Annotated in this window: 11 protein-coding genes; 5 read left to right on the top strand and 6 right to left on the bottom strand. The window is 43.1% G+C overall.

From position 1 onward, the window contains the following. Positions 1-135: 135 nt before the first annotated feature. From J7I42_RS13380 to J7I42_RS13355, 6 genes are all read right to left on the bottom strand, one after another. The gene (locus J7I42_RS13380) at positions 136-852 is read right to left on the bottom strand and encodes a head GIN domain-containing protein (protein WP_209139326.1); all 717 of its coding nucleotides are present in this window, start codon (positions 850-852) and stop codon (positions 136-138) included. A 53-nt stretch (positions 853-905) separates the two neighbouring features. Next, complete coding sequence (locus tag J7I42_RS13375) at positions 906-3,245, bottom strand: TonB-dependent receptor (protein ID WP_209139325.1); 2,340 nt, start codon at positions 3,243-3,245, stop codon at positions 906-908. A gap of 236 nt (positions 3,246-3,481) precedes the next feature. After that, a complete protein-coding gene (locus tag J7I42_RS13370; RefSeq protein ID WP_209139324.1) occupies positions 3,482-4,606 on the bottom strand; it encodes a hypothetical protein in 1,125 nt (374 codons plus the stop codon). 71 nt (positions 4,607-4,677) lie between these two features. Further along, on the bottom strand, positions 4,678-6,717 hold the full coding sequence (locus tag J7I42_RS13365; protein WP_209139323.1) for an STN and carboxypeptidase regulatory-like domain-containing protein: 2,040 nt from the start codon (positions 6,715-6,717) through the stop codon (positions 4,678-4,680). Between the two features lie 22 nt (positions 6,718-6,739). Continuing rightward, entirely contained in the window at positions 6,740-7,729 is a 990-nt protein-coding gene (locus J7I42_RS13360; RefSeq protein WP_209139322.1) for a FecR domain-containing protein, read from the bottom strand. A 30-nt stretch (positions 7,730-7,759) separates the two neighbouring features. After that, positions 7,760-8,377, bottom strand: coding sequence for an RNA polymerase sigma-70 factor (locus J7I42_RS13355; RefSeq protein ID WP_209139321.1), 618 nt, complete (start codon positions 8,375-8,377; stop codon positions 7,760-7,762). Positions 8,378-8,799: 422 nt separating this feature from the next. Between J7I42_RS13355 and J7I42_RS13350 the strand changes: the two genes are divergently transcribed. From J7I42_RS13350 to J7I42_RS13330, 5 genes are all read left to right on the top strand, one after another. Then, the gene (locus J7I42_RS13350; RefSeq protein WP_209139320.1) at positions 8,800-10,368 is read left to right on the top strand and encodes a hypothetical protein; all 1,569 of its coding nucleotides are present in this window, start codon (positions 8,800-8,802) and stop codon (positions 10,366-10,368) included. Positions 10,369-10,931: 563 nt separating this feature from the next. Beyond that, complete coding sequence (locus tag J7I42_RS13345; RefSeq protein ID WP_209139319.1) at positions 10,932-11,750, top strand: thymidylate synthase; 819 nt, start codon at positions 10,932-10,934, stop codon at positions 11,748-11,750. Between the two features lie 102 nt (positions 11,751-11,852). Beyond that, positions 11,853-12,353, top strand: coding sequence for a dihydrofolate reductase (locus J7I42_RS13340; RefSeq protein WP_209139318.1), 501 nt, complete (start codon positions 11,853-11,855; stop codon positions 12,351-12,353). A 64-nt stretch (positions 12,354-12,417) separates the two neighbouring features. Continuing rightward, positions 12,418-13,215, top strand: coding sequence for an O-methyltransferase (locus J7I42_RS13335; RefSeq protein ID WP_209139317.1), 798 nt, complete (start codon positions 12,418-12,420; stop codon positions 13,213-13,215). Positions 13,216-13,396: 181 nt separating this feature from the next. Continuing rightward, on the top strand, positions 13,397-14,512 hold the full coding sequence (locus J7I42_RS13330) for a Re/Si-specific NAD(P)(+) transhydrogenase subunit alpha (protein ID WP_209139316.1): 1,116 nt from the start codon (positions 13,397-13,399) through the stop codon (positions 14,510-14,512). Positions 14,513-14,678 lie beyond the last annotated feature (166 nt).

Here is a 14,678-nt window from a genome sequence, read left to right as displayed (position 1 = left end):
TTGTGGAAAAAACGTGCATGTTTTTGATAAATGTCAACCATTTAATTGGCTTACACGTTAAATGATATTAACTCTATATTATCTTATTGTTAACTGATGTTTTTTGTTATAAAAATTAGTATAAGTGTAGTCAGGTTACAATTTTGATACAGTCCCTGATCCGGAAACGTGTGTAGTAACGGCAGGCGACCCTTTATATAAAATGCTGCCGCTGCCCGAGATGCTTGCATCTAATGTTTGGGTGGCAAACAATTGAATATTGCCCGATCCTTTGATGCTGGCCCGCGCATCTTTTACCATTAAACCTGATGCATTCAATAATGCGCTTCCGCTTATCCGAAGATTGTTCGTATTGGCATTGCCGCTGTTAACGGTTATGATGCCTGAGCCATCGATATCGGCATTTACTTCTGTGGTGGTTACATTGTTAACCTTGATGTTGCCGGAGCCTTTTACGTGTAAACCCAGGTTGGCAGGTGTTATCAGGTTGGGTATTTCCAGGTAACCGGAACCGTCAACGGTGAAAGACCGTACATCTGGTCCATTTACAAATACGGAAATGCCATCACTGCTGCGAATTTTGGTATCGCCATGGCGGAAACGGACCTGGAGCTCGTTGTTGATAACAGCGGTCTCTATTTCCTCCAGGATGTTTTCCTGGGCCTGTATTTCTATTTTGAATGCGGAATCCTGTTTAAAATAAACTTCTGCTGGTATTTTAACATTCAATCCATCAAAGGTAGCAGTTTGCCGGCTTTCTACCACTACCGGGCCTTTCCCGGTGATCTTTTTGCACGAGGAAGAAACGATGAACAATACAATTGCACAGAGCGCTAAATGGGAATTTTTCATGGTTGTTATATTAATAATTGGGAAATGAATTGTTAAGGATTTTTGTTTGTTGTTTACCATTCTACTTTATAGTTCAGTATCGGGATCATCCCGTTTTGATAATTGGTGATCGTTGTGCCTTTTAACAGGTCATACTTTTGATTGTAAATGTTTTTCCGGTTTATTACATTTTGAATATCGAGTGAAAGCGTACTGGTAAGGCATTGGCGGTTCCATTTCAGACTAATGCGGCAGTCGGGACGGAAGTAAGCCTGGTTTTGCAAACTGAATGCTTCCTTTTCTTTATAAATAGTATAACCTTCCTGTTGTGATGCTGGCAGGTCGATGGGCGTGGTGCGATAGCCGCCGGCATAAATGATCTTACAATTTATACCCAATACCTTTCGTTGACCCGATAAGGGAAATTCCTTTCCTGCCACCGTATTGAAAAGATAATTGCCATTATAGCGGGTATTTCTTTCTATTCCATCCGCTGCGGTATATTTCGATTGATAAAAGGAGCCATTTACTGTATAATAAAGATTATTATCCAGGTATTTTTCCAGCGTTAACTCAATACCATAGTTTCTGCCTTTGCCATTATTAGTAAGCGGGTCGGTTATAAATTCGTTTTGAATATTAAGGGTAGAAAAGGTTTTATTGACGTCTACAGTTACCGGTACATCAAATAAATGCTGATAATAGATCTCTGCCTTTGCCCGCAATTTGTAACCTACTAACCGGCTATAGGAAAGTACAAAGTGATGTGCTTTAGTAAGATCAATATATTGGTTGGGCGACTGGCCATTGAGGTCCTTTGCAAAATATACTCCCAGGGGCTGTAACTGGCTATGCAAACCATATCCGAAGGCCAGGGAGCTTTTATTATCGGGATCCCATTTAACGGAAGCCCTTGGTTCGGCAGAACCCGTGTTGTTGTACAACAAAGCCAGGTAATGCATGCCCACGTTAAAGGTGAGGTTGTTATATGGTTTGTATTGCCATTGTACAAAAGCCTGCACCGTTTGTGTATTACCGCTGGTGTTGATGTTTTCGAGCAGGGGGGCATTGGGGTTTTCCTTCGATTGTTTGTAATATTTAAAAAAGATGAAATTTACATAGGCGCCTGCCCTCAGGGCATTGCTTGCATTTACCTTATGATTGAGGGTAGAAGAGACCAGGATCTTTTTAGTGATGTAATTATCCTTGTAGTTGTCTACAATGCTTTTACTGCTCTCTACATATTTCTCGTTATAAGAATTGGCGGTATAGGAAAATGCCAGTGCCGATTTCAGGGTGGTTTGATCGTCGACAGGGATAGTATGCGTGATGCCGGTAGCGCCAGTATTCGCTATGAATTTACCGGCGTACCGGTCATCCTGCATTTCCCATTTAGAACTATCGGTTTCGATATTTTGGTTGTCGGAACTCAATCCGCCAAAACCAAACACCGTAAAAATTCCTTTATTTTTTGTGGGGAGATAAATATTATACGAAAGGTCCTGAAAGTTGGTAGCGCCCTGCGACAGGTCGAGCCCCATTTTGTTTAACAACGACAGGGTAGAGTACCGGTAATTCACCAGGTAGGAGCCCTTATGCGATGCAGACAGGGGGCCTTCGGCTGCAGCATTCAGTCCCAGAAAACCCGCCTGCAGCGCATACTCGTTTTTTTCATTATTGCCTTTTCTGAGTTTCAGGTCAAAGACACCGCTTAACGCATTGCCATATTCAGCGGCAAACGCACCAGTTATAAAATCGCTGTTAGCCAGCGTTTGGGAGCTTAAAATAGAAATGCCTCCGCCGCTACCGCCTGCTTCACTAAAGTGATTGGGGTTGGGTATGTCAACACCTTCCATGCGCCATAATAAACCTGTTGGCGCATTTCCCCTGATCACGATATCATTACCGCCATCGTCGGCGCTGGCTACTCCGGCAAAACCTGTAACCATCCGTAAGGGGTCATTCACTGCTGCCGCATATTTCTGTGTTTCTTCAACGGTGAATGCACGGGCGCTTACGACGCTCATGTCATTGAGCGGCCGGTTCTTTTTACTGCCTGCAGTCACTACCACTGCTTTTTCTGCCCGCACCTTTGTTTCCATAGCAATGGTCAATACAACCTGCTTACCGGTATTAACTACAATATTACTGGCAACAGCATCGGTATAATTGATGTGAGTGATCAACAGGGTGTAGGTGCCTGCTGCCACATTGGGTATTCTGAAATTGCCCAGCGAATCGGCAATTACTTTTTTGTCAGTGCCGGTTATAACAACTGTTGCACCTGCAATAGACGTTTGTAGCAGCTGATCAGTTACAGTGCCCCTGATGTTTTGCGTTAGTTGCGCAATGGTTGTTATACAATATAGCATACCTGCCATAAGCAAGGTGATCATTTTGCTGTTGATGACCATGGGTGGTTACTTTTGCTAGTGAGACAATTCGATGAATACATACCCCTATGCTTAATTAGAAAATATTAGTAGGGAATTGGAGCAGGTTATTTAGTTTTTAGGTTATTAAGTTATTGGGTTCATAAGTTATCGCGAGCCTAACTCAATAACTCAATAACTCAATAACTCAATAACTCAATAACTCAATAACTCAATAACTTGATTTCACCACTGGCGCTCGTTATAACAAAAGGCCATTATAGAAAGCTAACCCCCGCTGTCCAGCCAATCCATCCCGTTACGTTATTGTGCCCAAGATCGTAAGTGTGATAGCTGCTGCCTGGTATTTGGAATTTATATCCTTTTTCAGCTTCAGGCTGATCGGAGTAGTAAACAGAAAAGGCAGGTCCGCCAAATAGGGCGAGGCCGCGTGTTAATTTAACGGTAGCCAGTACCTGACATTTGCTTAACAGATTTAAATAGTTCCAGTTACCCAGGTACAGGTACTGTGTGGAAAGCTCAGGGTTTACCGTAAGCCAGTTGTTGACTTTCATTTCATGTCCAAGACCATAGCCGTAAGAAAAGATCTTATCATTGTCGCCGGCATTGATGCCTACCATTAAGATGTTGTACAATTTGGCGTTGCCCGATTTTATAGCGAGATTGACATTCAATACTTCATTAGTGCTGAGTGTGATCTTATGATATCCTTTTTTTACAATGTTTAACAGGCCAATGCTATAGCCATCTGAAGTATCGGCCATATTGATCAGACCCAATTGAAAGCCCTTTAAATGTTTTGTGTAATTAAAAATACCTGCTATCTGAACCCCTTTGGTGACACTGGTATTGATGTTTGTAATGCCTGCTAATTGCATGCCTTTTACCGATTGCTGGGTATAATTACAAATACCAGCTGTTTGAAACCCATTGAAAGTGCCCGATACATGGTTATAGATGCCAGCGGTTTGCATGCCATTAGCGTTCTTATCAGTATAGTTGAAAAGACCGCCAACCTGTGCGCCCGTAACATTATTTTTTGCGCCATTGAACAAACCGCCCAATTGTAACCCCTTTACATCGCCATTGGTTACATTGAAAAAGCCTGCGGCCTGAACACCCTGCAGGTTTCTTTTATCGATATTGAACCAGCCACCGAGTTCAAGGCCATTTACGCTGCCAGTGTATCCTCCGAAGATGTTCAACGAAAAATTACTGGTGGTGAACATATCATTTTTACCCTGCGTACTAATATTAGGCAGAACACCTGCCCGTACAGGCACGGTTATATTATAGGGGTTACTGGTTGTTGATTGTGCAAACGAAACAGACTTCAATAAAATGCATGCGCCAAGGCATACTGCAAATTTCCCATTTATCATAGAAATATTATTTGCAGTATGACAACTCAGTAAAGTTGATCCCCTATGTGACTTAGTAAAATTTATTGTTGTTAGAAGAGGCTGATGCCGGCATTCCAACCGATCCAACCTCTTACGTCATGGCTCCATAATTCAAATGTGTGATAACCCGATGAAGGGATGGGATAGTTCCAGCCTGAATATGTTTTTGATTGGTCAGAATAAAATGTGGTAAAGGAAGGACCTCCAAAGATGGAAAAGTATTTGCCAAACTTAATGTTGAATTGTACATGTAATTTGTTCATCACATTAGTGCTCTTATAGTTTCCCAGATACAGGTATTGTGAAGTGAATTCAGGATTGATACTAAACCATTTGCCAAGCGAAAATTCATGTCCCAAACCATAACCAAGAGAAAATACATTGGCAGAGTCTTCTTCTGATAATTTTTTCTGATCGAAACCCATTAACAGTATGCTGTAAAGTTTGCTGTTCCCTGTTTTAAAGGCTGCATTGAAGCGCATGGTTTCGTTGGTAGAAAAAGTTATTTTATGATAACCTTTAAATACGATGTTGACCAACCCGAGGCTATACCCATCAGATGTGTCAGCCACATTAATAAGTCCCAATTGGAACCCACGTAAATTTTTTGCGTAATTGAATAAACCAAATTGGGCGCCTTTTAGTTCCCGGGTGGCCACATTCCCAATGACCGATAACTGTACGCCTGAAACCTGTTTGTGCGCAAAGTTTATAATATTGGTGGCCTGAAAACCAGACAGGCTGTCGTAACAAACATTGTATATATTACTTAATTGAACGCCAGTGAATTTACCATACACAAAATTGGAAATATTGCTGACCTGTAATCCGGTAAATGAACCAGCTACATGGTTGTAAATGCTGCTCATTTGAACGCCGGTAGCATTACCCTTTACAAAGTTGGCAATACCTGCTGCCTGCAACCCTTTTACATCTTTACTTACATGGTTATATATGCCGGTCAGTTGAGTACCGGTTACATTCCCTTTAACAAAATTGGCTATGCCCGATGCCTGCACAATTTCCACATTGCCCAACACATGATTATGTAAGCCTGCCAGTTGCACGCCTTTGACAGACCCACCGGTAAAGTTTAATAGACCGGCTGCCTGCACATATTTCACATCTGTTTTATTGATGTTGAAGGCGCCCCCCAATTCAACTCCATTTACACCGGCTGTATAACCACCAATAACGTTCACTGAAACAGTGTTCACCACCTGGGCACTTAAATTTCCATGCGTACTTAAACCGGGCGTTAATGAAACCTGGAAGGTACGGTCGGCCATGAATTTCTTCAGGTTGATACTTTGAATATTTTGTTTGGCCGATAACAGAAATTTACCCCAGCGTGATTTTTCAACCCGGTTGATCTCTTCTTTTGTAATGGATTGTGCAGTAAGCGTATCGCCTGGGGTTTTAATTACAATGGTATCGGGTAATTCATTTTCGATAGGACTAATGGTCACTACCGGATCACTCGTTTCAACCGGCGTCATGGCGATGTTTACCTGCTGGTCGTATTTGGGTTTGATAACAACGGTAGTGTCTTCAAACAACTCGCGGCTTATTGTAAGGGTGGCCGTGCTGTACCTGCTTTTCAGTTTTATTTTGAAAAAGCCTTTCTCATCTGACATGGTAGAGACCAGGCGTTGTTTTTCGTAAATGGTTACATTCCCTACTTTTTCACCGGTTTCACTATTCAGGATATATCCGGTAACAGTGTATAATTTTTCAGCACTGGGAATGGGGCTGGTTACCGTTGCAGGGGGTGTTATAGGTGCTTTCCGTAATATTATATAGTTGTTGCTTTGTTGCCATTTGTACTGGTTGCCACATAACTGATCAAGTACCTGTTTTATGGTCCTGTTGTAGGCCGACAAAGAGATCAGGCTGTCATTGGCAATAATGTTGCTATTGTAGGAGAAATAAAAATTTCCTTTGCTGCTGATCTGTTTTAATACTTCAGACAGCCGTTGGTTGCTGGCATCGATAGTAATCCTTTTATCAAGCAGGTTTTGTGCTAATACGTTGACGTTAAGACAAAATAATCCAATAATCGTGGGAAGAACTCCCCGTAGTTTTGTCATGGTTATTAATTCTGCATGCAGGTTAGCGTAGTATGATTTGTCCTTTTTCTTTTACTACAGAGATATTAAAAGTTGTGCTAAGGATATTTAGAATTTTGTCAAGCGGTTCATTGTCAAAAGTAGTGGTAAGCGGCAGGTCGCGCAATTCCTGTTTACCAAAAATAATTTGCACTTCATATGCTTCATTGAGCTTATCGACCAGCTTCCATAAAGGCGTGTTTTCGCAAACAAACTTTTTACTGCGGTAGTAGTTGTATAGCTGATCGGTATTTGATTGTTTTTGCAAAATGTCTTCACTAATGCCGGTAATTGCTTTTTGACCTGCTTTCAGTAACACGGTTTGTTTATCGGTGGTTACTTCCACCAAACCGGTCTCTACAATTATTTCGGTGGTATCGCCCCGGCTTCTTACGTTGAAGGAAGTGCCTACAACAGTGATTGTTACATTGTTGGTATGTACTTCAAAAGGTTTTTTCTTATCAGGTTTAACTTTAAAGAAGGCTTCCCCGTTTAGTTGCAGTACTCTTTTGTCGTTGGTGAATTTTTCAGGAAAAGATACTTGTGAATGTTTGTTCAAAGTTACAATGGAGCCATCTGGCAGGGAGTCAGACTTAACCTGATTGTTTGCCTGAATAGTAGCCATGGCCAGCACATTGCCGGGATTGTTATGGAACAGGAAATAGGTGAGGGCCGCAATACCAATAACCAATCCGGTGATCACCGCAGCCCGTAATGCTGGACTGTTCAATGACCAGATCCTGGCTTTTTGTGGGGTGAACGATCCTTCCTGTACGCGGTTTTGAAATCGTTTCCAGGCCGCCTGTTCATCGATCTGCGTGGTGGTGGCCAGTTGCACACTTTCTTCCCAAATCAATTTGAAATGTTCAAAATAATGCTTGTTTGCCTCATCGTCGGCCAGCCACTTTTCCACCTCCAGGGCTTCTGCCGCCGTAGCTTCACCGGTAATATGCTTTACCAGCAGATCATCCATATGTTGTGTATAGCTTTTCAATAAGGTAATTTTATTTAGTTGTCATGTGTGTTATAGATAGAATAATGCCAGGATAAAAATTGGTAAATAGTCGATCAGTTTTGTTCGTAACAGTTTGAGGGCTTTGCCCATCTGGTTTTCAACGGTTTTTACTGAAATCCCTAACTGATCGGCAATTTCCTGGTATTTAAGTCCTTCAAAACGGCTTAATTGAAAAATGGTACGGCATTGCTGAGGAAGGGCATTCATGGCATCACGTAATTTTTCTTCCAGTTCCTTCACCAGTATTTTCCGGGATGCACCCTGATCGTTATGATTATTTGATTGATTCATAACATGCATTTGATACCGGGCCTTTATTTTCTGATGTTTCAGGTAATTCAGGCTTTCGTGGTACACTGCCTTATACAAATAGGCCTTTAATGACGTTTGTATGTTGTCAGGTACCTTCTTCTCCCATATTTTATAAAACACGTTTTGTACGGTCTCTTCGGCAATAGCCTCATTCTTCAAAATAGTGAAAGCATAGGCATATAAGCTTTTAAAGTGTTCTTTAAAAAGTAGTTCAAATTCCTTCTCGCTGTCGGCCGACAGCGGCTTAATGGTAGTAGTATTTGGGATGGCCACTTTAATGCGTTGATAATCCGCTCCAAATATAATTGCTTCCAATAAAGTTTTAGCAAAAGAGACAACTGAAAATAACCTTACCCCTACGAAACTTTAAAATTTTGTTATACCTGGAGTCTAAATCATATATGTTAAAGGTAGTATGTGTTAACGATCACCGTATTTTTTCATCGCTTTTTGTGGAAAAAACAAGCGTCAGATGCTTGTTTTAACCTTTTTTTGGTATTATTATTGAACCCTGAAACACTTGCTGTTTACGAGCTAACAGCTGTTCATAAAAAACTGGGCCAATTTTAATTTTCAGATTGCACAATAAGGAATGTATTATGTAGGTTTTTTATGAGTAGCTATATAAAGTAACCAGCCATACCACCCCCCACACCGTAGTATCAATTTAATCCAACAGTCCCTCTGAAGCCACTCTGTCGTTTCGAAAGCTAAACGTGTACCTAAAATTTTCTTATATGTTGGGATACCTGCTCGTTTCCATGTACGAGTTAAAGCAGTTTCTGCAGATCGTTCTGTGGATTGCTATTCCGGGGACTGTTATTGCATTCCTGGTAACCACCTTCTTTCATTACAAACGTAAAAAGAGGGGCGCCGATGGGGCCGAACCTGCTTACATGGAAGGTGGTGGGGTTCATACCGTAATGGCAGCTGAGCCCAATAGTGGCAACCAGGTGCCAGATTGGTTATCAAGCGGTACTAACCCTGATAATCAGCCTCTGATCAAAAAGTACGAGCAGGAGGTTCGCCGGTATCGCGAGAACTATGCAACGCTTGAACAGGATTTTCGCGAACTGGAAGGAAAATACTCCGATCTTCTTAATAAAGCATACAGCACCGAAAAGCAGAATGACGATGCCAGCACCCGTTTGCAACTGGAGTTAAATGGGTATAAATTGAAGGTAACGCAACTGCAACAATCATTGGAAAATGCACAGACAAATGCCAAACTGATTGAAGGAGAACAGCAGATACCGGAGGCATTGGCCCTAAGCCAGCAACAGGTTCAACAGTTACAGGATTCGGTTAGGCAATTGCAGGATAAACTGCGCACTCAGCAGGAATTAAGAGAAAAGAGTGCCGCGGAGGTTACCCGTTTGGAGAACCTGCTGAAGAACATGGAATATTCAGCAAAAACTTCACAATCGGAAACGGAGGAATTACAACGCTATTACGCCAAACAGGTTGATGAACTGGGCGTGCAGTATAAGAGTGAAAAGACTGATCTGTCAGTGCAATTACAACAATTGCAAAAGACCATTCAGCAATTAAAAGATGAGAATGTAGTACTGCAGCAAAAAGTGCACACCAGCGGGGAGCAGAAGTTTGGTACTTATGAACAACAGATAAAAGAATTGCAGGGTCTTCTTACAACAGCAGAAGAAGAAAAGACCTCGTTAAAGAACAAGATCACCGATCAAACTTATTTACAGGATGTATTGCAGGAAAAGAAACTGCAGATCGAGTTCCTGCAAAACCAGCTGGAGCAACGAATTAAAACTTTCCGCGAAGTAGAAAAAGAGGCAGCTGATAAAACTGTCTTGGTTCAGCAAAACCAAACAGCGCGGGAGAATTTTGAGCGGGAAGTACATGCGATGAAGGAAGAGCTGCACCAGCAACGCGAGGAGGTTTCTGCCTGGCAACAAGCCGTTGAACGCAGCCGCGAAGAGAACAGACAGCATCAGGACAACCTGCGTTCAAAAGCCGGTCATATAGAGAACCTGGAGCGTAACCTGCACGAAGTACAACAACAACAGGCTGTACTGCAACTGGTGCTGGATGACAAACAAAATATGATCACCTCACTGCAGGAATCATTACACCGCGAACAACAAAAAACCAAAGACCTCGAGGGTAAACTGATCACGAATAATCAGTTACTGTCGAAGATCTATGGCGATCTGTCAAAATCATTGAGCAATCCACCGGCTTCACAACAAAACGGCATCAAGGTTAATGGAAGTGGCAATAATGGCTCCAATGGCCATGTGATAAATGGAAATGGGTTTAACCTGGCTGGCCATTAGCCTTCAGCCTCTCCCGACAAGTCGGGATTCCGCCAACTGGCGCAGGAGCCGAGACTAACTGCTTACCTGATTACCTGTTGCCAATCATCGGCTACAGGGAAATACAATACTTGTTTCAGGCTTAAATTATAAATGGTTATCTATCAGTAAAGAACTGGAACCAACTGCTTGTTTCCAGCCTCTCCCGACAAGTCGGGATCCCGCCAACTGGCGGGAGAGCCGAAACTAACTGCTTATCTTTCCTGCCCCCTAAAGGGGGTAAAGCTGGAGAGCAAACTGCTTACCTAATTCCGGTTGCCAATCACCGGATACCGCGAGATACAGTCAAAAAACCTGAACGGAGACCGAGCGCTGCGAGGATCCAGGTTTTAATTCACAGCCCGTCCCGGCTTGTCGGGATTTCCCCGTTTCACGACTTTGAACTGCCGATTGCTCTCGGCTGAGCCGAGACCGATTACGGACTGCGGATTGCCGACTACCGACTGCCGATTCCCCTATTCACAGCCTTTCCCCATGTCATCCTGTCTCACCTGTAACGATCACAGTTTTCGTACCTTGCGGCCATGGAGCAATACCTGGCGCTTTTAAAGCATATCAAGGAAACCGGTGTTTATAAATCAGACCGTACCGGTACGGGCACTACTAGTTGTTTTGGATACCAGATGCGTTTTGATCTGCAGCAGGGGTTTCCGCTGGTCACTACCAAAAAATTGCATCTTAAAAGTATTATTCATGAATTGTTATGGTTCCTGAAAGGGGAAACCAATATCAAATATCTGAAAGATAACGGGGTTCGCATTTGGGACGAATGGGCCAATGAACAGGGAGAATTAGGACCTGTTTATGGCAAGCAATGGCGCAGCTGGTCGGCAGGAGGCGAGGGAGCCCAAACCATTGACCAGATCACGGATGTGATCCGTCAGATAAAGACCAATCCCGACAGCCGCCGTCTTATGGTTAGCGCCTGGAATGTGGCCGAATTGCCTAATATGGCATTGATGCCCTGTCATGTATTATTCCAGTTTTATGTGGCGCCCGCACAAACGGGAGGTAAGCCAAGATTATCCTGCCAGTTGTACCAGCGGTCGGCAGATGTATTTTTGGGCGTTCCCTTCAATATTGCATCTTATGCTTTATTGACCCTGATGATTGCTCAGGTATGTGATCTGGAGCCGGGCGAATTCATTCATACTTTTGGCGATGTACATATTTACAGCAATCATATGGAGCAGGTGGATCTTCAGCTTACCCGTACGCCGTACCCGTTGCCTACCATGCAACTCAATCCGGCAATAACAAATATTTTTGATTTCAAATACGAAGATTTTACCCTGCTCAATTATCAAAGTCATCCGGCTATTAAAGCGCCGGTAGCAGTTTAAAATATTCAACCCGCCTTCGCCCCTCCTTCTCCGCCGCGGCGGATTCGGAGAGCAACGCAAGGTTTCGTCGGGCAGGCATTCATTATTCAATTCAACATTTATATGATCTTAAGCCAGGTGGTCGCAGCGGCCGATAATAACGCAATAGGAAAGAATAATCAGTTACTATGGTCGTTGCCCAACGATACAAAGTTTTTTAAAAATACCACCTGGGGTATGCCGGTGATCATGGGTAGAAAAACGTTTGAATCACTGGGTAAACCATTAGCCGGCAGAACCAACATTGTAATTACCCGTCAAACGGATTGGCAGCCTGAAGGCGCATTTGTGGTGCATGACCTGAAGGGGGCTATCACAGTAGCTGCCGGCACCGATGCCAAAGAAGCGTTTATAATAGGTGGTGGTGAAATTTACAAACAAACCCTACCGCTCACTCAACGCGTTTATCTTACCCGCGTTCATACAACTATAGAAGCGGATGCTTACTTCCCTCAAATGAACTTTGCCGATTGGGACCTGCTTTCTCAACTGGATTTCACTGCCGATGAAAAACACGCTTATGCGTATAGTTTTCAGGTTTGGCAAAGGAAGGACGGGAAATGAGAAATGAAAAGTCGCTGGCGACGAACACGGTTCTAATCTCTTATTTCTAATTTTTAATTTTCTCATGTTTTCTACCTGGCAGCTTTTAAAAAAATATTCATCTTACTACGTATCTGCATTGAATGGAAAAGGGCATGGTATTCATTCCCCTTTTGTGTATGATTTTGTGCGGCGGGTATTGATAGATAAGCGGAATTTTTATGCATATAACCAGGTAGAAGCGATACGGCGGAGATTATTGCACGATAATACGCTGATTGAAGTGGAAGATTTTGGCGCCGGTTCCACTATTAATAAAACAAATCAGCGGTCCATTGCATCCATTGCACGGCATTCGGCCAAATCAAAAAAATGGGCGCGGCTGTTATTTCGCATCGTAAATTATTATCAACCCAATACTATCCTGGAATTGGGTACCTCACTGGGAATTACCACCGCTTATATGGCATTGGCCAATCCCAAAGCACGACTGATCACGGCTGAAGGAAGTGCCGCCATTGCCGACCAGGCAAAAAGGAACTTTCAATCCCTGCAACTTTCTTCCATTCAACAGGTGGTAGGCAATTTTGATGATACGTTGCCTGATATTCTCAATGCTGTTTCCTCACTCGATCTGGTTTTTATTGATGGCAACCACCGGTATGAACCCACCCTAAGATATTTTAACCAGCTATTGCCGCATCTGAACGCTACCAGCGTGGTTGTCTTTGATGATATTCACTGGAGTCAGGAAATGGAACAGGCATGGGCTGCTATTAAAGAACACCCTGCAGTGCAGCTTTCTGTCGACCTGTTTTTTGTCGGATTGGTTTTCTTCAATGACCAGTTTAAAATAAAACAGGATTTCACCATTCGATTTTAATTATTCGATAACATATTATGGTTTGTATTAGAGAAAATGAAGCGCAGCAAGCGCTGGCATAGTCATTGTGGATGTGCCAGGTCAATATTTCAATGCGGTCACAATAAAAAGTCATTTCAGGCGTAGGCGTGCACATAACTTAAATTTTGCTTACCTTGAATCATATAACTACTACCTGATTATGACGATTGGAGTTTTAAAAGAACCATCTGAAGAATCCCGCGTATCATTCTTGCCCGAAACTGTAACTGCGCTTACCAAAAAAGGCATTACTGTAATTGTTGAATCGGGCGCTGGCGAAAAAGCATTTCATAACGATGAAGAATATGTTAGTTCTGGTGCGGCTATTAAAAGCAGAGCAGAAATTATTCAATCATCCGATATCCTGGTAGCCATTCATCCCTTTCCTGAAGCTGCCAAAGCTTCATCAAAGGTCATTATTGGGGTGTATCAACCTTTATTCAATGTATCGGTGATGCAACAATGGGCAAAGCAGGGTATTACCACGTTTAGTTTGGATATGCTGCCGCGCACCACCCGGGCACAAAGTATGGATGTGTTGAGTTCCCAGGCCAATATTGCCGGTTATAAAGCCGTGTTACTGGCCGCTAATTCTTACGGCCGCTATTTTCCTATGTTTATGACTGCTGCCGGAAGTATTGCGCCTGCCAAATTATTGATACTCGGAGCTGGTGTGGCTGGTTTACAGGCCATAGCCACCGCCCGCCGGTTGGGTGCAGTGGTGGAAGTGTTTGATACCCGGCCCGCAGTAAAAGAAGAAGTAATGAGCTTGGGTGCTAAATTTATCGAGGTGGAAGGTGCGGCCGATGCCTCCAAAGCAGGTGGATATGCCGTAGAACAATCAGCCGATTATCAGCAACGCCAGCAACAACGCATTGCAGAAAGCATTGCCAAGTCTGATATTGTGATCACCACAGCGCAAATACCAGGTAAAAAAGCCCCCATCCTGATAACAGAAGAAATGCTGCAACGCATGCGCGTAGGATCGGTGATCATTGACCTGGCAGCAGCTACTGGTGGTAATACGCCGGTTACAAAAAATGATCAAACTGTACTATATAAGGGCATACACATTATAGGGAACAGCAACCTGGCAGCTTCCATGCCCTCTGATGCCAGTAAATTGTATGGCAAAAACCTGCTGAACTTTTTACAACTTATCATTGATAAGGAAGGTAACCTCAATTTAAACATGAACGATGACCTGGTTAAGGGTTGTTGTATCACCTTTAATGGCGAAGTAGTGCATGAGAGAGTTAATCAACTAACCAGTTAACCAGTTGATCAGGCAGAAGGCAGAAGGCAGAAGGCAGAAGGCAGAAGGCAGAAGGCAGAAGGCAATGAATTTCGGGCGGCTCAAATTAGTTATTAATTTCAAATGTCGCGAACCGTCTGCCGTTTCACGTTTGCCGTTTGCCAGCCAGCCCCGACTTGTCGGGGAT

Origin of the sequence: Niastella soli (assembly GCF_017742245.1) — a bacterium.
Lineage (GTDB): Bacteria > Bacteroidota > Bacteroidia > Chitinophagales > Chitinophagaceae > Niastella > Niastella soli.
This window is presented reverse-complemented; position numbering and strand designations above follow the sequence as displayed.